Genomic DNA, 19,675 nt, shown 5'->3' with positions numbered 1-19,675 from the left:
CGCTTTAACGTCAAGCAACCGTTTCACGACGCACACGCCGCCACCAAAATCCCGGATATTCAAATGAAAGAGACGATCACTTCTTTGCTCCAGGGCGCGATCGACGCGCTTAAGCACCAAGGCGTGCTGCCCGAGGACCTTGCCCCGACCATCAAGATCGACCCGACGAAAGACAAGGCCCACGGCGACTACGCCACCAACCTGGCGCTGATGCTGGCCAAGCCCGCGGGCATGAAGCCGCGCGACCTGGCCGAGAAGCTGGTCCAGGCGCTGCCCGAAAGCGACGCCATTGCCAAAACCGAGATCGCCGGCCCCGGTTTCATCAACTTCTTTGCCGCCGCCGATGCCGCCGCGCAAATCATCGCCCAGGTGCTGGACTCAGGCGACGCCTTCGGGCGAAGCCTTTTGGGCAAGGGTGAAAAGGTCCAGGTCGAGTTCGTCTCTGCTAACCCGACCGGCCCTTTGCACGTAGGCCACGGGCGCGGTGCGGTGATCGGCGACTGCCTGTGCCGGCTTTTAGAAGCCACCGGGTATGACGTGACCCGCGAGTTCTACTACAACGACGCCGGCGCTCAGATCCAGAACCTGGCGCTTTCCGTGCAGGCGCGCGCCAAGGGGCTAGGGCCGGACGACGAAAGCTGGCCCGCCGACGGCTATCGCGGCGACTACATTTTTGATGTCGCCAAGGATTATCTGGCGGGCAAGACCGTCAGCGCCGACGACCGCGAAGTCACCGGCCAGGCCGACCCGGAGGATCTCGCCGCCATTCAGGCATTTGCCGTGGCCTGGCTTCGCCGGGAGCAGGATCTCGATCTCAAGGCGTACGGCGTCGAGTTCGACATCTACTTTTTGGAGTCGTCGCTCTACGAAAAGGGCAACGTCGAGGCCACCGTCGAGCGACTGATCGCCAACGGCCACACCTATGAAGACGACGGCGCGATGTGGCTGCGCACCACCGACTTCGGTGACGATAAGGACCGCGTCATGCGTAAGACGGACGGCGGCTACACCTACTTCTTGCCGGACGTAGCGTATCACTACAACAAGTGGCAGCGCGGCTTCAAAACCGTGATCAACGAGCAAGGCGCAGACCACCACTCCACCGTGACCCGAGTGCGCGCAGGCCTGCAGGCGCTGGAGCTGGGTATGCCCAAGGGCTACCCGGATTACGTGCTGCACCAGATGGTGTTGGTGACTCGAAGCGGTGTGGAGGTAAAACTCTCCAAGCGGGCGGGCAGTTACGTGACGCTTCGCGATTTGATCGACGAAGTGGGGCGCGACGCCACGCGCTTTTTCCTCGCCGCGCGCCGCGCCGACTCCCAGCTCACCTTCGATATCGACCTGGCCCGCTCCCAGTCCAACGACAACCCGGTCTACTACATTCAGTACGCCCACGCCCGGGTATGCAGCATGCTGCGCAAGGCACAAAACGAAGACAAGGCGTTCGACTACGACCAGGCGCTTACGCACCTGGCGAAGCTCGATAGCGACCAGGAAAAGGCCGTGCTGAACCGGCTGGCGCGCTACCCGGAAGTCGTCGAACAGGCGGCGCGGGCACGCGAGCCCCAGCAGGTTTCCCAATACCTTTTGGACCTGGCCGGCGATTTCCACACCTGCTACAACGCGGTCAAAGTCATGGTCGACGACGACGCGCTTAGAAACGCCCGGTTGGCCCTTGGCCTTGCCACTCGCCAAGTGCTGCGTAACGGACTCGATCTAATGGGGGTTAGCGCCCCAGAGGAGATGTAAATGGCAAGACCGCGCAAACGGCCTACCCGCCGCGGAGCGACCAGCCAGCGTAAGGCGTCCAAAACCGAAGGCTCGGGGTTTAGGCTACCGGGCTGGCTTTGGGCGCTTCTCGGTATCGTGGCGGGCTTCTTTCTGGCCCAGCACCAGCAAGGCACCGCACCCTGGCAGGCCCAGGAGGACACCCCCCAGGCCACGGTACTGCCCAAGCCCTCGGGAAGCGAGGAGCGAAGCGCGGCGCGCCAAACCGAGGGCGAGGCCGAGCCCTCCATGCCGACCTTCGAGTTCTACACCCTGTTGCCGGAAACCGAGGTGATCGCGCCGGGCGTGACGCTGCCCTCGACGGTCAATCGCCCGGAGGCGCCGGACCCCGGCGAGGCAAGCAGCACGGATAGCGACCAGGGGGGCGATCAGATCGCCCAGATCATCGCCGCCAACACCCGCCCCCAGGAGCAGGCCAGCAACGACGCCGCGCCATCGACGCCGGCGACGAGCGCATCGCCCAACCGCTACATGCTCCAGGCGGCCTCCTTCAAGGAGCTCGGTGACGCCGAACAGCTGCGCTCAAAGCTTCGCAATCTTAGCCTTCTGGCCCAGATTACCGAGGTCCAGGCAAGCGGTGACGTGTGGCATCGCGTCCAGGTAGGGCCCTACGAGGATACCCGGGAGCTCAGCCGCGCCCAGGACCTGATGGCGACCCAGGGGATCGAGCCACTTTTGATTCAGTTGCAAAACTAGCGCCGCTGCCCAGTACGCATGAATCGGTACGCGTGAACGGATGCGCGTGAATCGGTACGCGTACACATAATCCCCGGCAGAACCTGACGCGGGCGGTTGATTTTTTATCAGCCGCCCGCATTTTGTTGTGAATCACTCGGGTTCTAACGTGCTTTAGTTGCGGCCGCCACGCGGCCGGTAAGTTATCGGGAGCCTTTGCTCTCTTAAGGAGTCATCTCCATGACCACGATCGTATCCGTACGCCGCGGAAATCATGTCGCCCTGGCGGGCGATGGCCAGGTATCGCTTGGCAACACCGTTATGAAAGGCAATGCCAGCAAGGTGCGCCGCCTCTATCGGGGCAAGGTGCTCGCGGGCTTCGCCGGCGGCACGGCCGACGCATTTACCCTCTTTGAGCGCTTCGAAGCGCAGCTCGAAAAATACCAGGGCCACCTGACCAAGGCCGCCGTCGAGCTTGCCAAGGACTGGCGCACCGACCGGGCGCTGCGTCGGTTAGAGGCGCTTTTGGCCGTGGCCGATCACAGCGCTTCATTGATCATTACCGGTAACGGTGACGTCGTCGAGCCCGAGCGCGGCATCATCGCCATCGGCTCCGGCGGCAACTTCGCCCAGGCCAGCGCCCGCGCGCTTTTGGAAAACACCGAGCTCGGCGCCCGGGAGATCACCGAGAAATCGCTGCAAATCGCCGGTGACATCTGCGTGTTTACCAACCATCACATCACGCTCGAAGAGCTTGATTCCAACGAACGCTGAGGCTCCCCATGACCCAGATGACACCCCGCGAAATCGTTCACGCGCTCGACCAGTACATCATCGGGCAGCAGGATGCCAAGCGCGCCGTGGCCATTGCCCTGCGCAACCGCTGGCGGCGCATGCAGCTCGACACCGACCTGCGCCCGGAAGTCACGCCGAAAAACATCCTGATGATCGGCCCCACCGGCGTGGGTAAAACCGAAATCGCCCGGCGGCTTGCCAAACTGGCCCGCGCACCGTTCATCAAGGTCGAAGCGACCAAGTTCACCGAAGTCGGTTATGTGGGCCGCGACGTCGAGTCGATCATTCGCGATTTGATGGAAGCCGCGATCAAGATGGTGCGCGAGCACGCCAAGGAAGAGGTCGGCCACCGCGCCGAAGACGCCGCGGAAGATCGCGTACTCGACGCGCTGCTGCCGCCGCCCCGGGGCCAGGAAGACAAGCCCCGCGACGACAACGCCACGCGCCAGTCTTTTCGCAAGAAGCTTCGCGAAGGCCAGCTCGACGATAAAGAGATCGACATCGAAGTCTCCGCCCAGGGCCAGGGCGTCGATATCATGACCCCGCCGGGCATGGAAGAGATGACCAACCAGCTGCAGAGCATGTTCTCCAACATGGGCCAGCAAAAGCGCGAACAGCGCCGGGTCACGGTCAAGGAAGCGCTGGTACTGCTGCGCGACGAAGAGGCCGGCAAGCTCGTCAACGAAGAAGAGATCAAGGCGCGGGCAGTCGAGTCCGTCGAGCAGCACGGCATCGTCTTTCTCGACGAGATCGATAAAGTCGCCAAGGGCAGCGGCCAATCCAGCGGCGGCGAAGTCTCCCGGGAAGGCGTGCAGCGCGATTTGCTCCCGCTGATCGAAGGTTCCACCGTCTCGACCAAGTACGGCATGGTCAAAACCGACCATATCCTGTTCATCGCCTCCGGCGCGTTCCATCTGTCGCGGCCTTCCGATCTGATCCCGGAGCTTCAAGGCCGTTTGCCGATTCGCGTCGAGCTCGATGCGCTGACGCCGAACGACTTCAAGCGCATCCTGACCGAGCCTTCGGCCTCACTCACCCGGCAGTATCAAGCGCTGCTGGCCACCGAAGGGCTCGACGTCGAGTTCACCGAGGATGGTATCGCGCGCATCGCCGAGATCTCCTGGCAGGTCAACGAAGGCACCGAAAACATCGGCGCGCGCCGTCTGCACACCGTGATGGAGCGCCTGCTGGAAGAGGCCTCGTTCAAGGGCGGCGATATGGACAGCCCCTTGGTGGTCGATGCCGACTACGTCAACGCCCAGCTTGGCGAACTTGCCGTCGACGAAGACCTGTCGCGCTATATCTTGTAAGCAGTTGCGTTGAAGCGCGGCCCAGGCCGCGCGGTAACATGCTTTTCAGGCGGGCCACCACACCCGCCTGTTTGCTACTTCAAAGGGAGATTGCCAATGGATAGCCCGATTCCCACCCACGTTCACTACCACAAGAAAAACCGCCTGCTGGAGCTGACCTACCCGGGGGATCTGCACTACCGCGTGCCGATCGAGCTTCTGCGCGTTTACTCGCCCTCCGCGGAGGTGCGCGGCCATAGCGCCGACAGCGCGGTCCTGCAAACCGGTAAGCGCGACGTGGGCTTGATGGATATCAGCCAGGTCGGTAACTACGCGCTCAAGCTGCACTTCGACGACGGCCACGACAGCGGCCTGTATAGCTACAACTACCTTTACGAGATCGCCACCCACCAGGACGCCTATTGGGCCGAGTATCTACAGCAGTTGAGCGATGCGGGGGCCTCCCGCGAGCCGGCGAGCATTCAGTTCAAGGAACTATAGAGGTGACACCGGCCGGCTTGAAAAGCCTGGCCGCTTCGAAAAGCGCGGCGAGACCTGGCTTTGAAGCGGCAGGCGCAGACAAAACGACAGAGAGAAGGCTACAATACAGCCAACCTATCAAGCGATGACAGACGCGTCATCGATGTCCGCCTCGAACTCGGGAGCCCGTCGCCTCATGAGCCCCACGGAAAAGCGCACCACCCATTTTGGCTACCAGGAAGTACCGCTCGACGAGAAAGCCTCGCGCGTGGCGGATGTCTTTCACTCGGTCGCCGCGCGTTACGACGTGATGAACGACCTGATGTCCTTCGGCATTCACCGGGTATGGAAACGCCTCACCATCGAGCGCGCAGGTGTGCGCCCGGGTCATAAGGTGCTCGATATCGCCGGCGGCACCGGTGATCTGACGCTCAAGTTTTCGCGTATGGTGGGCCCCCGTGGCAAGGTCGTGTTGGCGGATATCAACGCCTCGATGCTTAACGTCGGCCGCGACAAGCTCATCGACAACGGTGTCGGCGGCAACGTCGAATACGTTCAGGCCAACGCCGAAACGCTGCCCTTCCCCGACAACCACTTCGACTGCATCACCATCGCTTTCGGGCTTCGCAACGTCACCGACAAGGACGCCGCACTGCGCTCCATGGCCCGCGTGCTCAAACCCGGCGGGCGCCTTTTGGTGCTGGAGTTCTCCAAGCCCGATAACGCGCTTTTGAGCAAAGCCTACGACGAATACTCGTTCCGCTTTTTGCCGCGCATCGGTGAGCTGGTGGCCAAGGATGGCGAGAGCTACCGCTACCTGGCGGAGTCGATCCGCATGCACCCGGACCAGAAAACCCTCAAGGCCATGATGGAAGACGCGGGGCTTGAGCGGGTGGAGTACACCAACCTGACCGGTGGAATCGTCGCGCTACATCGCGGCATCAAGCTATGACCCTCGATACCGCGAAATGCCACGCTATAAAGCAACGTGCTCTGATTCGACGAGCACTCGTTCAAAGAACGCTGAGGTGAGCATGCGATTGACCCCGCCCCTGTTACTGGCCGGATGTGAACGCACGCTAAACGCTCTGCTCGCCCGCGACCCGGCAGCCCCTGGCCGTCTCGAGGCGCTGGCGGGCAGCCGTTTGCTGATCAGGCTCGAAAAACCACACCTGACGCTTTTGCTTGCCTACCACGCCACCGGGGTCGACCTGCTGCCCGGCGACGATGTGCTCGAGGCAAGCGTCGATGCCACCGTCGAGCTGACCCCGGAAACCTTCTCCGAGTGGCTGAGCGGCGCCTCGATCGAGCGACTGATGTTCGATGGCAAGCTTGCCGTCCGCGGGCGTCTGGGGCTTTTGGAAGCGACCCGGGATCTGTTTTTCGACCTGGATCTCGACTGGGAAGGTGAGCTTGCCACCTGGATCGGCGCCACCCCCGCCCACTCATTTGCCGAAGGCATTCGCCGGCTGAGCCGCTTCGGGCTGCGCGCCCGGGACGAGTTTTTGCAGGATCTCTCCGAGTACGTGTTCGAAGAAGCCCGGATGCTGCCCGGGCGCCATCAGCGCGATGTGCTGCGCGACGCGCTCACCGAGCTCGACATGGCCACCGACCGCCTGGAGGCGCGCCTTGACCGCCTTACACGGCGCCTGAACGCGAGCATCGTTCAGGAGCCCTGCTCATGAGCCTGCGGCTTTTCAAAATCCTCTGGGTCATCGCGCGCCACCGCCTGGATACGCTGGTACCCAAGGAGCGCTTATCGCTTTGGCTGCGCGTTTTGATGTGGTTTTTGCCGCTACGCCTGGTGCCGGTCGGCAAGCGTTCCCGGGGCGAGCGCTTGCGCCTGGCGCTGGAATCTTTGGGGCCGATTTTCATCAAGTTCGGCCAGATGCTCTCGACCCGGCGCGATCTGCTGCCCGACGATATCTCTAACGAGCTCAGAAGGCTTCAAGACCAGGTGCCGCCCTTCCCCGGTGAGCTGGCCGTGGCCCGAGTGGAAAAAGAGCTCGAGATGTCGCTTGTCGAGGCGTTCGCCGAATTCGACCGCGTCCCGCTTGCCTCGGCGTCCATTGCCCAGGTCCACGCCGCCACGCTTCACACCGGCGAAGAGGTGGTGGTCAAGATCATCCGCCCCAGCATCGATGCGGTGATGCGCCAGGACATGGCGCTGATGTATCAGGTGGCCAAGCTTGTGGCGCGGGTGCCCGAGGCCAAGCGCCTGCGTCCGGTCGAGGTGATCCGCGACTACGAATCGACCCTGTTCGACGAGCTCGACCTTTACAAGGAGGCCGCCAACACCTCCCAGCTCAAGCGCAACTTCAAGGACTCGGCGCTTCTATTCGTCCCCACCATCTACTGGCCCTTCACCCGGCGCAACGTCATGGTGCAGGAGCGCATTCGCGGCGTGCCGGTGGCGGATATGGAAACGCTGATCAAAAACGGCGTCAATCTTAGAAAGCTCGCCGAGCGCGGCGTCGAGCTCTTTTTCACCCAGGTGTTTCGCGATAATTTCTTTCACGCCGACATGCACCCTGGCAATATTTTCGTCAACTGCGACAACCCGGAAGACCCGCAGTACATCGCCATCGACTGTGGGATCGTAGGAAGCCTGACCCGGGAAGACCAGGATTATCTCGCGCGCAACCTGCTGGCGTTTTTCCATCAGGATTATTACGAGGTAGCGGCGCTTCACATCGAGTCCGGCTGGGTCGGCGAGAATACCCGGGCCAACGAGTTCGCCGCCGCCATTCGTACCGTGTGCGAGCCGATTTTAGAAAAACCGCTCAAGGATATCTCCTTTGGCCAGGTGCTTTTGGGGCTTTTCCAGACCGCCCGGCGCTTCAACATGGAAGTCCAGCCGCAGCTGGTGCTGTTGCAGAAAACGCTTTTGAACATCGAGGGCCTGGGCCGCCAGCTCTACCCGGAGCTCGATCTTTGGAGCACCGCCAAGCCCTATTTAGAGCAGTGGATGAAAGAGCGCGCCGGGATCGGCGGGCTTTGGGAGTCGCTCAAACGCCAGGCGCCGGAGCTTTCCCACCAGTTGCCGGAGCTTCCCGTGCTCGCCCACCAGGCGCTTAGCCGCATGGAGCAGGAGCACCGCCAGCGCCACCTTCAAGCCAGCGCCATTACCCAGCTGGATGCCAAATTCACCCAGCAGAAAAAGCGCCACCACCGCCTGCGTATTGGCGTGGCGCTTCTCGCCATTGCGCTTGCCTGGCAGCCCTTGAGCGGATGGGCGCTGGCCCAACCCTGGCAGGTGCTGGCCGCCGCCGGTGCCGGGCTTTTACTGCTTTTATGGCAGTAAGCCAGGCGCGCCAGGCTACACTTGCGTCATACCGGATTGATTCGAGCAAAGCGCCCGCAGGATCTTTAATCAACGTCCAAGGATTTCGATGAGCACCGCCAACACCACGCCCGTTCTGGACCAGCTAGCAAAGGTGCTGGAGCAGCGCCGCCACGCCGCCCCGGAACACTCTTATGTCGCCGCCTTGCACGACAAGGGGCTCAACAAGATACTCGAAAAAGTAGGCGAGGAAGCCTTCGAGACCGTGCTGGCCGCCAAGGACGTCGAGGCTGGCGGTGACGAAGAGCGCCAAGCGGTTATCGCTGAAACCGCCGATCTGTGGTTTCATACGCTGGTGATGCTCTCGCACCTCGAGCTCGACCATCAACGCGTGCTCGACGAGCTCGCACGGCGCTTCGGGGTCTCCGGCCACGATGAAAAAGCGTCCCGATAGCGCTCAATCAGCGCTCTTTTCCCGCGTTTTACGCCCCGGCTTAATGAGGAAACGACTATGTTAGGTGGCATCAGTATCTGGCAGCTCTTGATTGTACTGGGCATTATCATCCTGATTTTTGGAACCAAAAAACTGCGCAACGTCGGCACCGACCTGGGCGGCGCGGTCAAGGGTTTCAAAAGCGCCATGAGCGAGGAGGAGAAAGAAAAATCCGCCGAGCGCGACGAAGCCGCCAAGGTGGCTCATGAAGAGCCGGGCAACACCTATGACGTGCAGGCCGAAGAGAAGCGTAAGGCCGAGGCCGAGAAGCGCTCTGAGGAGCGTCCCTAAGCCATGCTGGATATCGGCTTTCTTGAGCTCATGCTCATTGGCATCGTGGCCCTTTTGGTACTCGGCCCCGAGCGCCTGCCGAAGGCGGCGCGCACCACCGGTATGTGGATCGGCAAGATCAAGCGAACGGTATCCGGTATGCAGCGCGAAATCAGCGCGCAGCTCGAGGCCGAAGAGCTTCGCCAGAAAATCAGCGATCAGCAGAAAAAACTCGATAGCAGCCTGAAGCAGGCCAAGCGCGACGTCGAGAGCATCGCGAGTGCCCCAGCGGCGCCGTCTTCTTCCGGCGCCCCGGGAGATGACACGGACAAGCGCGTTGCCAAGGCCGCCGCGCGCCTGGACGATGCGCTGGAGGAAGTCCACGAGAGCCCCGAGCCCTCCTCCCAGGCGAGTACCGAGGAGTCCGCGCGTCCCGAATCCGATGAGCTGAAAAAGGATAGTAACCCGTCATGAGTAAGCCGGGCGATTCAAACCAGCCGCGCGAGGATCTAAGCCAGGCACCGCTAATCGAACACCTGATCGAGCTGCGCTCGCGGCTGGTCAAGGCGGTGGCGGTCGTGCTGGTGATGTTCCTGGCGCTTTACGCCTTTGCCAACGACATCTACACCTTCGTCGCCGAACCCTTGATCGCGCTGCTACCGGCGGGCTCACAAATGATCGCCACCGAAGTGGCTTCGCCCTTTCTGGCGCCTTTCAAGCTAACGCTGGTGGTCGCGGTATTTCTGGCGATTCCGTTCGTGCTACACCAGGCCTGGGCCTTCGTAGCTCCCGGGCTTTACGACAACGAGAAGGCCCTGGCGATCCCCATTCTGGTGTCGAGCATTGCGCTCTTCTACGCCGGGGCGGCGTTTGCCTACTACGTCGTGTTTCCCTTGCTGTTCGAGTTTTTCACCCAGACCGGGCCTGCGAACGTGGCGGTAATGACCGACATCAATCAGTATCTTAACTTCGTACTGAAGCTCTTTTTCGCCTTTGGCGTGGCGTTCGAGATTCCCATTGCGACGTTTTTGCTGATTCTCTCCGGCGCCACGACGGTCCAGAGCCTTTCGCAAAAGCGCCCCTACATTCTGCTGGGCTGCTTTGTCATCGGCATGGTGCTCACGCCACCGGACATCATCTCGCAAAGCCTGCTGGCCATTCCCATGTATCTGCTTTACGAGGTGGGTTTGCTGTTTGGCCGACTGGTGCGCAAACGCCGGCTCAAGGCCGAAGAGAACAGCGAAAGCGAATAAACCCTTTCTTGTAAGCCTAAAAAAACCTCTGCACCCGTGCAGAGGTTTTTTGTTGATTACTCGAGCATTTCGACGGCCCAAAGGACGCTATGGCTTGGCCTGATCCATCATTTCGTTGATGCGTTCGACCAGCTTGAAAATGCCGGTAGCGGCTTCGCTGATGCGCTTCGCCTGCATGTAGGCGGGGGTGGTCACCACCTGGTGCTCCAGGTCGACGACGATATCATCGACGTCGCAGCTTTTGTGCAGCCCGCCCATGGCGCTGATCGCCCCGGCAACGCTTGGGTCGCGCCCGATGGTGACCGAAATACCGTCGCCCCAAAGCCTGGACACCAGCACCGGGGCGATACACATAAGCCCGATCGGCTTGGCGTCCTCCTTGAACGCGCCAAGCGCGGTTTTCAGGCTCTCGAGCACGGCCATGGCGTCGCCCTGTTCGGCAAAGTCGGAAAGGTTTTTGGCCACGCCGAAGCCGCCAGGCACGATCACCGCGTCGAAATCATCGGCGTCGAGCTCGGTAATGGGCTGGATCTCGCCGCGCATCAGCCGCGCCGATTCCTTGAGCACGTTGCGCGTTTCGCCGTCCTGGGCCTCTTGGGTCAGGTGGTTGACGACGTGGTGCTGATCGATATCCGGTGCAAAGGCGCGGTACGCGATACCCAGCTGATCGAGACGCAACAGTGTCAGCGTGGTTTCATAAATCTCCGAGCCATCATAAGCGCCGCAGCCGGCCAGTATCACTGCTACTTTTTTGCTCATGCCCTAACTCTCCTGGTTGTTTTCGTAGTCTCGACAGCGAGCGACATACTAAAGCCGACACTCTAGTCACTCTTCACCGGCTCCACAAGACGGCTTTCGCCTTAGAATACGGCGCGGGTATTCGCGTCTGCCAAGCACCCGCTGGGCCCTGCGTAAAACCGCACCGCTAAAGCCTCGATAAAATTAAATTTAATTAACCTCATGCCAAGGCGACATAGAACTGTCATGTTTATCCTGCAAAATCGAGCCCAACACACTAAGATCCAGGTAGGCGCTTACAACGCGTGATGCCCAATCTGCGGGAGATGTATGGAGATGCAAACGTCGGACTCTACGCCGCTTCAAAGTATTGAAGCATCCAGCGGTGAAGGCGAGAGCTTGCCCCTTCGGATCAATCGTACCCCGACCGGCGTTCAAGCCAAAGGCGGAGACGGGCAAACCGACCTGGACGACCCGGAGCTCTACTTCAACCGCGAACTTTCGCACCTGCAGTTCAACATTCGCGTGCTGGAACAGGCGCTGGACGATGCCCACCCGTTATTGAACCGGCTGATGTTTTTGCTGATTTTCTCCTCCAACATGGACGAGTTTTTCGAGATTCGCGTGGCCGGGCTCAAACACCAGATTGCGTTGAACGACAACGCCACCTCCGCCGACGGCCGCTTGCCAAGGGCAGTGCTGAGCGAGATATCCGACACTGCCCACCGCCAGATTCGCCGCCAGTATCAGATCCTCAACAACACCTTGCTGCCGGCGCTCGAAGCTCAAGGACTACGCTTTCGCCGCCGCGATCAATGGAACGAGGCGCAGCAAGCCTGGGTGCGGGCGTATTTCGATCGTGAAATCATGCCGGTGATCAGCCCGATCGGCCTCGACCCCTCGCATCCGTTTCCCCGGCTGGTGAACAAGAGCCTCAACTTTATCGTCGCCCTCGAAGGCAAGGATGCGTTCGGCCGGGCCGGCGGCATGGCGATTCTGCCCGCCCCGCGCTCGCTGCCCAGACTGATCGCGCTGCCCAAGGAGCTCTGCGCCGAAGGCTTCTCCGAATACGTATTCCTCTCCTCGATGATTCACGCCCACGCCGAAGAGCTCTTTCCCGGCATGCGCGTGCTCGGCTGCTACCAGTTCCGGCTGACCCGCAACGCGGATTTGAGCGTCGACCCGGAAGAGGTGTCGGATTTGGCCTCGGCGCTACGCGGCGAACTTTTGGCGCGCCGCTACGGCAGCGGCGTTCGCCTGGAGGTGGCCAACAACTGCCCCGACGACTTGACCGATTTTCTGCTGCGCCAGTTCGATCTAACGCCCGACGATCTCTACCGGGTAGAAGGGCCGGTCAACCTGACCCGCATGATGGCCGTGCTCGACGATGTCGACCGCCCGGAGCTGATGTACCGGCCCTTCATCCCAAGCGTACCCAAGGCGCTCAAGGAAGGGAGTTTGTTCAACGCGATCAGCCAGCAGGATATTCTGCTGCACCACCCCTTCCAGGCGTTTTCGCCCATCGAGGATTGGCTACGCGAGGCGGCACGGGACCCGGACGTACTGGCGATCAAGCAGACGCTTTACCGCACCGGGGCGGACTCGTCGATCGTCAGCGCCCTGGTGGACGCGGCAAGCCAGGGCAAGGAAGTCACCGTCGTGATCGAGCTGCGCGCGCGTTTCGACGAGGCCGATAACCTGCAGCTGGCCTCGCGCCTGCAGGAGGCCGGCGCCATCGTGATCTACGGCATCATGGCCTATAAAACTCACGCCAAGATGATCCATATCGTGCGCCGCGAGAAGGGCGAGCTCAAACACTACGCCCACCTGGGCACCGGCAACTATCACGCCAAAACCGCCAAGCTCTATACCGACTACAGCCTCTTGACCGCCAATCAGGCGTTGTGCGCCGACGTACATCGGGTGTTTCAGCAGCTCTCCGGCATGGGGCAGACGCGCAAGATCGATACCCTTCTCCACGCCCCCTTTACGCTACATCAGCGTTTGATCGAAATGATCGAGCGTGAGGCGCAGTTTGCCGCCAAGGGCAAACGCGGCCACATCATCATCAAGTGCAACTCGCTCACCGAATCCAAACTGATCAAGGCGCTCTACCGCGCCTCCCAGGCCGGCGTGGAGTGCGACTTGATCATCCGCGGCATGTGCTGTTTGAAACCAGGGGTCAAGGGTGTCTCGGAGAACATTCGCGTGCGCTCGATCATCGGGCGCTTTCTGGAGCACACCCGGGTCTTCTACTTTCATAACAACGACAAGCCCGAAACCTGGTGCTCGAGCGCCGACTTCATGCCGCGCAACATGTTCCACCGGGTGGAAACCTGCTTTCTCCTCAAGGACAAAAAGCTCGCCAACCGGGTACGCAAGGACATGGAAACCTACCTGGTGGATAACTGCCAGAGCTGGCTTTTGGAAAGCGACGGCAGCTACCGCCTCCAGGGCCCGGGCACCAGTGACGCCATCAGCGCCCAGGAAACGCTGTTGTACGCCTACGCCTCGAAAAGCTAGCCTCTTGCCTCTCCTTCGACGCCGCGCCGCTCTTCCAGGCGCAGTGTCGGCGCAAATATGAGACACTGCGACGATAGAATCTCGAATACCGGGGTTCTCGCTTTAAACACGTTCACTGTCTTTTATAACCGCGAACCGAACCGTCAATGCTTGAACTACGTCATCTGCGTACGCTGGCCGCTCTGCGCGAAACCGGCTCGCTGGTCGAGGCCGCCGAGCGCGTTCACCTGACCCAGTCGGCGCTTTCCCATCAGTTGAAAGATCTGGAAAGCCGCGTGGCGGGCCCGCTCTTCGTGCGTAAAACGCGCCCGGTGGAGTTCACCCGGGCCGGGCTTCGCCTGTTGGCGCTGGCCGACGAGCTACTGCCGGCGGTGCGTCGCGCCGAGCGCGACCTGGCCAGGCTTTCGGGTACCGAGCAGGGCCGCTTGCACATGGCCATCGAATGCCACAGCTGCTTTCAGTGGCTGATGCCCACGGTGGATTACTTTCGCGATCACTGGCCGGAAGTCGAGATCGATATCCCGAGCGGTCATCACTTCGACCCGCTGCCGGCCCTTGCCCGCGAGCAGCTCGACCTGGTCATCACCGCCGACCCGCAGCCCATCGAAGGCATTCACTACGCGCCGCTGTTTCGCTACGAGGGGCTTTTGGCCGTGGCCCGCCAGCACCCTTTCGCGCAGAAAGGCTTTGTCAGCCCCTTAGAGCTCGCCGAACAGACGCTGATCACCTACCCGGTGGAGCAGTCGCGGTTGGATGTGTTCACCCAGTTTTTGACGCCAGCCCAGGTACGCCCGAAGGAGATTCGCACCGCGGAGCTCACCATCATGATGATGCAGCTGGTGGCCAGCGGCCGGGGCGTTTGCGCGCTGCCCAACTGGGCGCTGACCGAATATCTGGAGCGCGACTACGTAAGCGCGGTGAAACTGGGCGAGGCGGGAATTTGGGGCACGCTCTATGCAGCGATTCGCGATGAGACGCGCCACACCCCCTGGATGCAGGATTTTTTGCGCACCGCACGGGAAACGTCCTTTGCGGTGCTCAGCGGCGTCAAGCCGGCGGGTGGCGGCGAGGAATCAATAGCGTAAAGCGCGCCCCGCCAAGGCCCGGGCTTTCATCGATGGTGACGCTGCCGCCGTGGCCGGTCATGACCTTGTGCACGATGGAAAGCCCCAGACCGTAGCCGCCGGAGCTTCGCGCCCGGCTGTCGTCCAGCCTGGCAAAGGGCTTGAAGATATCGCCGCGCGCCTCCAGCGGCACGCCCGGGCCGTCGTCTTCGACATCGATACGTACCAGGTGTGGCTCGTCGCAAAGACGAATGCTGACCTGAGTGCGCCCGTAACGGCAGGCGTTACTGACCAGGTTTTGCAGCGCACGTTGCAGATAGCGCGGCTCGGCCAGAAGCTCGATCTCCTCGTGCTCTGTCTCGAGCTTGAGACTGAGTGTTTTGTGCAGCGGCGTGAGCGCGTCGATGACCCGGTTGGCCATGGCGCAGCACTCCACCGGCACCATCTCAAGTGGGTCACCGTGGCTTGGCCCGCCCCCCAGACGCGCGTAGGTCAAAATCTCGTCGACCAGATCGTCGAGCTCGGCGATGTCGGCGTCGATCCCCTGCAACTGGCGGCGGATCGACGGCTCCTCGGTCATATCCTCGACCATTTGCACGGCAAAGCGTATCCGCGCCACCGGCGTACGTAGCTCGTGAGAGACCGCGCGAATCATCTCCTGCTGGCCTTTTAAAAGCGTTTGCACCTGACTTGCCATGGCGTTGAAGGCCATACCGAGCCGGCCCAGAAAATCGCCGCTTTCTACTTTCACTCGGGTTTCCAGCCGGCCGCTTGCGATACGCGTGGCGGCGAGTTCCAAACGCGCCATGCGCGCTTCGATACTGCGCATGATGAGGTAGATGATGAGACTCAGCACCACCATGACGCCGATGAGAAGCGGTAAATGCAGGCTCAGCGGTAGCGTATCCCGCCGGGTAATGGGGCCGGCTTTCAGCCACTGCTCGCTGCCGGGTATTTGATAAATAAACGTAAGGGAGAGCTGCTCGGTCACCAGCCGTGTCACGACCTCGCCGCGGGCCAGCTGCTGGCGCTGGGCCGGGGTGAGGCCTTCGGGCAGTGTAGAGACGAGCGCCAGTGGCCATCCCGGCAGATTCAAACCGGCAAGTACTGACTGGCGCTGGGGAGCGGGCGTTCGTGCCAGCCACTCGCCCAGGGCCACCATGCTGCCCTGCCACTGGCGCTCGTTCCAGCCCAGGAAGGTAGCACTCAAGAGGCTATCCGGCTGTGAGCGCTCGTCGGGAATGCGCTGACGAAGCCGCCAGGGGTTGGTCTCGATCAAAATACTACCCCGCGCCAGGCGGGCTTTCTCGAAATAGCCGAGCTCGGCATCGTTGGCCGGCACCAGCGCCAGCTGCATACCGAACTGATGCGAGAAAGCGTTCAAACGCGCTTCTCGATTTTCCGGGGCAAGCTCGGCCAACTGCCGGGTCATTAGCGTCATCGGCAGGCTCACCATCTTTTCGCGAAACTCTTCGCGGCGTACCTGTTCGATGAAGGTGCGCCCGCCGATCGTAATGACGAACACCACGCAAAGCGCCAGAGCCAGCAGCACGTAAAATCTAAAAAAAGAGCCGTGGCTAAGCACGCGCGGCATGGCATTCACCTCGCTGACGCTTTTGACCGGGTCTCGCAACGCGGCGATTAGCTATCCTTGACAAAGAGGTAGCCTTTGCTGCGCACGGTTTTAATACGGTGAGGCTGATGGGGGTCATCGCCGATCTTGGGGCGAATGCGTGACACGCGCACGTCGATGGAGCGGTCCTGGCCGTCGTACTTGATCCCCCGCAGGTCGCTGAATATCTCCTCCCGGGTCAGCACGGTGCCCGCATTGCTCGCTAAAAGCCAAAGCAAATCGAACTCCGCACTGGTCAGGTCGATGCGTTCCCCCTCGAGCCACGCCTCGCGGGTGGCGCTATCGATATCCAGATTGGAAAACTGCAGGCGCACCTCGCCGTTGGGGGCCACCGGCGCGTCGGCGCGGCGCAACAGGGCCCGCATGCGTGCCAGCAGCACCCTGGGCTTGACGGGTTTGGGCACGTAGTCATCGGCGCCCATTTCGAGTCCCAGCACCTGGTCGAGGTCATCGGTGCGCGCGGTCAGCATCATGATGGGCCCGGTGAAATTAGGGCGTACGCGCCGGCAGATCGAAAGGCCGTCTTCGCCTGGCAGCATCAAATCCAAAATGACAAGGTCCGGCTGAAGCTCCAGAATCCGCTCGACCCCTTTCGCACCATCGGCTTCGACCGTTACTTTAAAGCCGTTGTTATCCAGGTATTCTCGGGTTAGCTCGGCCAGACGCTGGTCATCTTCGATGATCAGCACATGGTCTTGATCGGGATAGTCAGACATGAGCGGCTCCCGCTTCCTTTATAATGGTCAATAGCCTCGGTAACTTCATGGCATCTGATTAACGTGGCAAAGTGCTTAATGGTAACACTAGCTTACTCTTTATTAACGTTTGAAAGGCAAATTGCAAGAATAAATCGGCACCGCCCGGAGGACCTGCCGGGCCGCTTTTTACTATTTTTGCAAACGGCGCACCGCTTGATTGTTGATGGCTGGCGCGCTAATGTTGAGTGCGCGAGTTGTCAACCATCTTTTGGACATGGCAGGAGAAGGCGATGGGCGATCAAAAAACCAAAAGCGTCATTAAACGCGTCTACGTACCCACTCAGGTGCGCGATTTACCCAATGGCGAAAAGCTGACGATCCCCGGGCATTATAAGGCCCCGCCAGCGAGTGACGAGAGCACCGAAGACTAGCCAAGCGCCTTTAAACGTCACAAGATGCGCTTTTAGAATACAAAAAAAGCAGGCCCAAGGGCCTGCTTTTTCATTTCGCTTAAACCGGCTATCCCTTGGGCCCTAACACGAACCAGATAATCAAACCGATTAGCGGGAAGAAGAGTAACACCAGAATCCAGATCAGCTTGGCAAGGCCGCCGGCCGAACTCTTGGCGACTTTAACAATGGCCCAAATGACAATGACAAGCCAGATAAGGCCTAACAGGCCGCCTACTTCAATTCCCATAACAACGCTCCTTGGTGTTGTGCCGATATCCTTTCATTACGCGCTCAGCATAGCACTTCCTGGTCAACATGCGAGCGTCACTGCGGCGGCAAGCGCAGCAGCATTTCGCCATCCGCTATTTCGATACTGAGCAGATTCAAAAAGCTCATGCCCAAAAGCACGGTATCGCGCTCCATACCGGGGCTGATAGAGCCCTGGACGTTGCTGGCGCGCAGCCCGCCAAGGGATACTTCGTCGAGCTCGGTTAAGTTACCCTGTACCCGGCCGTTAGCCGTGTTGAACCAGGCGCTGCGCCCGGGCTCTAGCGACAGCCTATCGGCGAGCTCGTGGGGCACCGCCACGTAGGTGGCGCCGGTATCGAGCAGGAAGGTAACCGGCTCGCCGTTGATCTGGCCGGGGGCCTCGAAATGTCCGGAGCGGTTACGCTTGAGCCGTACCGGCGCCCCCTCTGTCGAGGTATCCATGATATGGGCGTTGGGCGTGGTGAGATTTTTGAAACCGCCGTCGATAAGCCAGGTGCCCGCCCCGATCAGGGCGATCCAAAATAGCAGCATCATCACGATGCCGCCGCGCTGTGCGTTTAGCGATGTCATACACCCTCTCCGCCCGTTAGGTGCTTTCCCATGCAGTCGCCGCCTCGCGGCCGCGGCGCTCGTTCACGCCTGCACAAATCAGCATCGCCATGATGAACAATCCTACACATAATAGAATAGAGGCCTGCAGACCAATCAACGTTTGCAGCACGCCCAGCAACACGATACCCAGCACCCCGGCCAGTTTGTTCGCCAGACCCCAGAAGCCGAAAAATTCCGCGGACTTGGCAAGCGGCGAGAAAACCCCGACCAGCGCGCGGCTGGCGGACTGGCTCGACCCCAGGCTCAGCCCCGCCAAACAGCCCACGTATAAAAAGACGTATTGCGCCTGCCACTGCCAGCCAAAACGCGCGTTGGCCCATTGGGTAAGTTCTGGGGTCGCCCAAATCGCCAGAATGGCCAGGACCCAGAGCGCCAGGGTCATCTGGTAGGTGCGCTTGGCGCCCAGCTTATCCTGGATAAAACCGAACCCCAGCGCACCCGCCGCCGCGGTGAGCTGCACGACGATGAACATGATGTTGCGCACCCCTTCGTCCCAGCCGATCACCTGGGCGCCGTAGATGAACGCAAACGCGATGATGATGTAGACCCCGGCCATCGAGAAAAGCAGCGACACCAAAAAGACGGTCAGATCCTTGAAGTAGCGAAGCTCCTTGAAAGTAGACGTCAAGCGCCCCCGCGCGATCCGCCAGTAGGACACCCCCTTCTCTCTGGGCTCACCCCGCTCTTTTAACCACAGGAAGGTGGGAATGGCGGCGACCAGGAAAAACCCGGCGGCGAACGGGCCGACCCAGCGAATACGCTCGAAATTCTCGAGCGTCGCTTCGCCCAGCACCAAAAGCGTAAAGCCCGCGGCGAATAATCCGCCAATATAGCCCAGCGCCCAGCCAAACCCGGAAATTTTACCCAGCGCCGTAGGCGGGCCGAGCTCGGGTAAAAACGCGGCAATGAACGATTCGCCCATGGAGTAGGCGTAATTAGAGAGTATGATCAGCAAAAGCCCCGCCACCACGTAGCCGGGTTCGACGAAATAGAGCATGGCGGTCGTGGCGATCGTCGCCAGATAACTTACCAGCAGAAAGCGCTTTTTTTCGGCCCGGTAATCCATGATGGCCCCGCTAAGCGGCGCGGTAATCACCACCAGCAGGTAGCTGGTGGCAAGCGCCAGGCTCCATAAAAAATTGGCCAACCGGAAGTTGTCACCGCGATCACCGACGATCACGGTGGTAAAAAGCTCGCCGAAAACCACCGTGATAATCAGCAGCGTATAGGCCTGGTTGGCAAAATCGAACATTGCCCAACCAAATATCTCGCGCCGGGAGGCGTAGGCCGCTGCGCTTTGTACGGGTTCAGAGGACATAGAAGCTCTCGTGCAGATAGTGCATCAAAGGGGCCAGCTCG

The 19,675-nt window shown here is 60.8% G+C and carries 21 protein-coding genes; 15 read left to right on the top strand and 6 right to left on the bottom strand.

Annotated elements, in window-relative coordinates; all coding sequences use genetic code 11:
• The first annotated feature begins 63 nt into the window (after window positions 1-63).
• The 12 genes from argS (at window position 64) to tatC (ending at window position 10,326) form a co-directional block, all read left to right on the top strand.
• A complete protein-coding gene (gene argS / locus ACWHXT_RS02975; RefSeq protein ID WP_447957182.1) occupies window positions 64-1,749 on the top strand; it encodes an arginine--tRNA ligase in 1,686 nt (561 codons plus the stop codon).
• Window positions 1,750-2,484, top strand: a complete 735-nt coding sequence (locus ACWHXT_RS02970) for an SPOR domain-containing protein (RefSeq protein WP_447928001.1) — start codon at window positions 1,750-1,752, stop codon at window positions 2,482-2,484.
• Window positions 2,485-2,703: 219 nt separating this feature from the next.
• On the top strand, window positions 2,704-3,237 hold the full coding sequence (gene hslV, locus ACWHXT_RS02965; RefSeq protein ID WP_447527780.1) for an ATP-dependent protease subunit HslV: 534 nt from the start codon (window positions 2,704-2,706) through the stop codon (window positions 3,235-3,237).
• Window positions 3,238-3,245: 8 nt separating this feature from the next.
• Window positions 3,246-4,568: an ATP-dependent protease ATPase subunit HslU gene (hslU, locus tag ACWHXT_RS02960; protein ID WP_447928000.1), complete on the top strand. Its 1,323-nt coding sequence runs from the start codon at window positions 3,246-3,248 to the stop codon at window positions 4,566-4,568.
• Between the two features lie 96 nt (window positions 4,569-4,664).
• The gene (locus tag ACWHXT_RS02955) at window positions 4,665-5,048 is read left to right on the top strand and encodes a gamma-butyrobetaine hydroxylase-like domain-containing protein (RefSeq protein ID WP_447895154.1); all 384 of its coding nucleotides are present in this window, start codon (window positions 4,665-4,667) and stop codon (window positions 5,046-5,048) included.
• A gap of 175 nt (window positions 5,049-5,223) precedes the next feature.
• Window positions 5,224-5,979, top strand: a complete 756-nt coding sequence (gene ubiE, locus ACWHXT_RS02950; RefSeq protein WP_447527777.1) for a bifunctional demethylmenaquinone methyltransferase/2-methoxy-6-polyprenyl-1,4-benzoquinol methylase UbiE — start codon at window positions 5,224-5,226, stop codon at window positions 5,977-5,979.
• A gap of 82 nt (window positions 5,980-6,061) precedes the next feature.
• Entirely contained in the window at window positions 6,062-6,712 is a 651-nt protein-coding gene (locus ACWHXT_RS02945; protein WP_447530493.1) for a ubiquinone biosynthesis accessory factor UbiJ, read from the top strand.
• The gene (gene ubiB, locus ACWHXT_RS02940; protein ID WP_447957181.1) at window positions 6,709-8,331 is read left to right on the top strand and encodes a ubiquinone biosynthesis regulatory protein kinase UbiB; all 1,623 of its coding nucleotides are present in this window, start codon (window positions 6,709-6,711) and stop codon (window positions 8,329-8,331) included. Before ACWHXT_RS02945 ends, ubiB begins: the two co-directional genes overlap by 4 nt.
• Window positions 8,332-8,419: 88 nt before the next feature.
• Window positions 8,420-8,764, top strand: coding sequence for a phosphoribosyl-ATP diphosphatase (locus ACWHXT_RS02935; protein WP_447927998.1), 345 nt, complete (start codon window positions 8,420-8,422; stop codon window positions 8,762-8,764).
• A gap of 57 nt (window positions 8,765-8,821) precedes the next feature.
• Entirely contained in the window at window positions 8,822-9,094 is a 273-nt protein-coding gene (gene tatA / locus ACWHXT_RS02930; RefSeq protein WP_447527774.1) for a Sec-independent protein translocase subunit TatA, read from the top strand.
• Between the two features lie 3 nt (window positions 9,095-9,097).
• The gene (gene tatB / locus ACWHXT_RS02925) at window positions 9,098-9,547 is read left to right on the top strand and encodes a Sec-independent protein translocase protein TatB (protein WP_447957180.1); all 450 of its coding nucleotides are present in this window, start codon (window positions 9,098-9,100) and stop codon (window positions 9,545-9,547) included.
• The gene (gene tatC / locus ACWHXT_RS02920; RefSeq protein ID WP_447957179.1) at window positions 9,544-10,326 is read left to right on the top strand and encodes a twin-arginine translocase subunit TatC; all 783 of its coding nucleotides are present in this window, start codon (window positions 9,544-9,546) and stop codon (window positions 10,324-10,326) included. The genes tatB and tatC overlap by 4 nt, the downstream gene beginning before the upstream one ends.
• A gap of 87 nt (window positions 10,327-10,413) precedes the next feature.
• Here tatC and elbB read toward each other — a convergent pair whose 3' ends face one another.
• Window positions 10,414-11,085: an isoprenoid biosynthesis glyoxalase ElbB gene (elbB, locus tag ACWHXT_RS02915; protein WP_447957178.1), complete on the bottom strand. Its 672-nt coding sequence runs from the start codon at window positions 11,083-11,085 to the stop codon at window positions 10,414-10,416.
• Window positions 11,086-11,394: 309 nt separating this feature from the next.
• Here elbB and ppk1 point away from each other — a divergent pair, with 309 nt between their 5' ends.
• Together ppk1 and ACWHXT_RS02905 are read left to right on the top strand one after the other, a co-directional pair.
• The gene (gene ppk1 / locus ACWHXT_RS02910) at window positions 11,395-13,587 is read left to right on the top strand and encodes a polyphosphate kinase 1 (protein WP_447957177.1); all 2,193 of its coding nucleotides are present in this window, start codon (window positions 11,395-11,397) and stop codon (window positions 13,585-13,587) included.
• A 146-nt stretch (window positions 13,588-13,733) separates the two neighbouring features.
• Window positions 13,734-14,672 carry a LysR family transcriptional regulator gene (locus ACWHXT_RS02905; protein ID WP_447957176.1) on the top strand — a complete coding sequence of 313 codons (939 nt, stop codon included), beginning with the start codon at window positions 13,734-13,736 and terminating at the stop codon, window positions 14,670-14,672.
• Here the strand turns inward: ACWHXT_RS02905 and ACWHXT_RS02900 are convergent.
• Both ACWHXT_RS02900 and ACWHXT_RS02895 read right to left on the bottom strand, forming a co-directional pair.
• On the bottom strand, window positions 14,635-16,245 hold the full coding sequence (locus ACWHXT_RS02900) for an ATP-binding protein (protein WP_447957175.1): 1,611 nt from the start codon (window positions 16,243-16,245) through the stop codon (window positions 14,635-14,637). The two genes, ACWHXT_RS02905 and ACWHXT_RS02900, sit on opposite strands and share 38 nt — an antisense overlap.
• Window positions 16,246-16,292: 47 nt before the next feature.
• On the bottom strand, window positions 16,293-17,000 hold the full coding sequence (locus tag ACWHXT_RS02895) for a response regulator (protein ID WP_447527767.1): 708 nt from the start codon (window positions 16,998-17,000) through the stop codon (window positions 16,293-16,295).
• A 272-nt stretch (window positions 17,001-17,272) separates the two neighbouring features.
• Between ACWHXT_RS02895 and ACWHXT_RS02890 the strand changes: the two genes are divergently transcribed.
• Window positions 17,273-17,413 carry a hypothetical protein gene (locus tag ACWHXT_RS02890; protein WP_447927991.1) on the top strand — a complete coding sequence of 47 codons (141 nt, stop codon included), beginning with the start codon at window positions 17,273-17,275 and terminating at the stop codon, window positions 17,411-17,413.
• Between the two features lie 88 nt (window positions 17,414-17,501).
• On the opposite strand, the gene ACWHXT_RS02885 is transcribed toward ACWHXT_RS02890, so the two are convergent.
• The 3 genes from ACWHXT_RS02885 to ACWHXT_RS02875 all read right to left on the bottom strand — a co-directional run bounded on the left by ACWHXT_RS02885 (window position 17,502) and on the right by ACWHXT_RS02875 (window position 19,634).
• Window positions 17,502-17,681, bottom strand: coding sequence for a PLDc N-terminal domain-containing protein (locus ACWHXT_RS02885; RefSeq protein WP_447527765.1), 180 nt, complete (start codon window positions 17,679-17,681; stop codon window positions 17,502-17,504).
• Window positions 17,682-17,758: 77 nt separating this feature from the next.
• A complete protein-coding gene (locus tag ACWHXT_RS02880) occupies window positions 17,759-18,274 on the bottom strand; it encodes a retropepsin-like aspartic protease family protein (RefSeq protein ID WP_447927990.1) in 516 nt (171 codons plus the stop codon).
• 16 nt (window positions 18,275-18,290) lie between these two features.
• Entirely contained in the window at window positions 18,291-19,634 is a 1,344-nt protein-coding gene (locus tag ACWHXT_RS02875) for an MFS transporter (protein ID WP_447927989.1), read from the bottom strand.
• Between the last annotated feature and the right edge of the window lie 41 nt (window positions 19,635-19,675).

The sequence above is a fragment of the Vreelandella halophytica genome (assembly GCF_968193635.1).
Note: the sequence above shows the minus strand (reverse complement) of the source record. Positions and strands in the feature narration are given on the sequence as shown.

Coding starts and splice junctions, on each gene's coding strand:
- argS (WP_447957182.1), top strand. CDS start 64: ATGAAAGAGACGATCACTTCTTTGCTCCAGGGCGCGATCGACGCGCTT.
- ACWHXT_RS02970 (WP_447928001.1), top strand. CDS start 1,750: ATGGCAAGACCGCGCAAACGGCCTACCCGCCGCGGAGCGACCAGCCAG.
- hslV (WP_447527780.1), top strand. CDS start 2,704: ATGACCACGATCGTATCCGTACGCCGCGGAAATCATGTCGCCCTGGCG.
- hslU (WP_447928000.1), top strand. CDS start 3,246: ATGACCCAGATGACACCCCGCGAAATCGTTCACGCGCTCGACCAGTAC.
- ACWHXT_RS02955 (WP_447895154.1), top strand. CDS start 4,665: ATGGATAGCCCGATTCCCACCCACGTTCACTACCACAAGAAAAACCGC.
- ubiE (WP_447527777.1), top strand. CDS start 5,224: ATGAGCCCCACGGAAAAGCGCACCACCCATTTTGGCTACCAGGAAGTA.
- ACWHXT_RS02945 (WP_447530493.1), top strand. CDS start 6,062: ATGCGATTGACCCCGCCCCTGTTACTGGCCGGATGTGAACGCACGCTA.
- ubiB (WP_447957181.1), top strand. CDS start 6,709: ATGAGCCTGCGGCTTTTCAAAATCCTCTGGGTCATCGCGCGCCACCGC.
- ACWHXT_RS02935 (WP_447927998.1), top strand. CDS start 8,420: ATGAGCACCGCCAACACCACGCCCGTTCTGGACCAGCTAGCAAAGGTG.
- tatA (WP_447527774.1), top strand. CDS start 8,822: ATGTTAGGTGGCATCAGTATCTGGCAGCTCTTGATTGTACTGGGCATT.
- tatB (WP_447957180.1), top strand. CDS start 9,098: ATGCTGGATATCGGCTTTCTTGAGCTCATGCTCATTGGCATCGTGGCC.
- tatC (WP_447957179.1), top strand. CDS start 9,544: ATGAGTAAGCCGGGCGATTCAAACCAGCCGCGCGAGGATCTAAGCCAG.
- elbB (WP_447957178.1), bottom strand. CDS start 11,085: ATGAGCAAAAAAGTAGCAGTGATACTGGCCGGCTGCGGCGCTTATGAT.
- ppk1 (WP_447957177.1), top strand. CDS start 11,395: ATGGAGATGCAAACGTCGGACTCTACGCCGCTTCAAAGTATTGAAGCA.
- ACWHXT_RS02905 (WP_447957176.1), top strand. CDS start 13,734: ATGCTTGAACTACGTCATCTGCGTACGCTGGCCGCTCTGCGCGAAACC.
- ACWHXT_RS02900 (WP_447957175.1), bottom strand. CDS start 16,245: ATGCCGCGCGTGCTTAGCCACGGCTCTTTTTTTAGATTTTACGTGCTG.
- ACWHXT_RS02895 (WP_447527767.1), bottom strand. CDS start 17,000: ATGTCTGACTATCCCGATCAAGACCATGTGCTGATCATCGAAGATGAC.
- ACWHXT_RS02890 (WP_447927991.1), top strand. CDS start 17,273: ATGGGCGATCAAAAAACCAAAAGCGTCATTAAACGCGTCTACGTACCC.
- ACWHXT_RS02885 (WP_447527765.1), bottom strand. CDS start 17,681: ATGGGAATTGAAGTAGGCGGCCTGTTAGGCCTTATCTGGCTTGTCATT.
- ACWHXT_RS02880 (WP_447927990.1), bottom strand. CDS start 18,274: ATGACATCGCTAAACGCACAGCGCGGCGGCATCGTGATGATGCTGCTA.
- ACWHXT_RS02875 (WP_447927989.1), bottom strand. CDS start 19,634: ATGTCCTCTGAACCCGTACAAAGCGCAGCGGCCTACGCCTCCCGGCGC.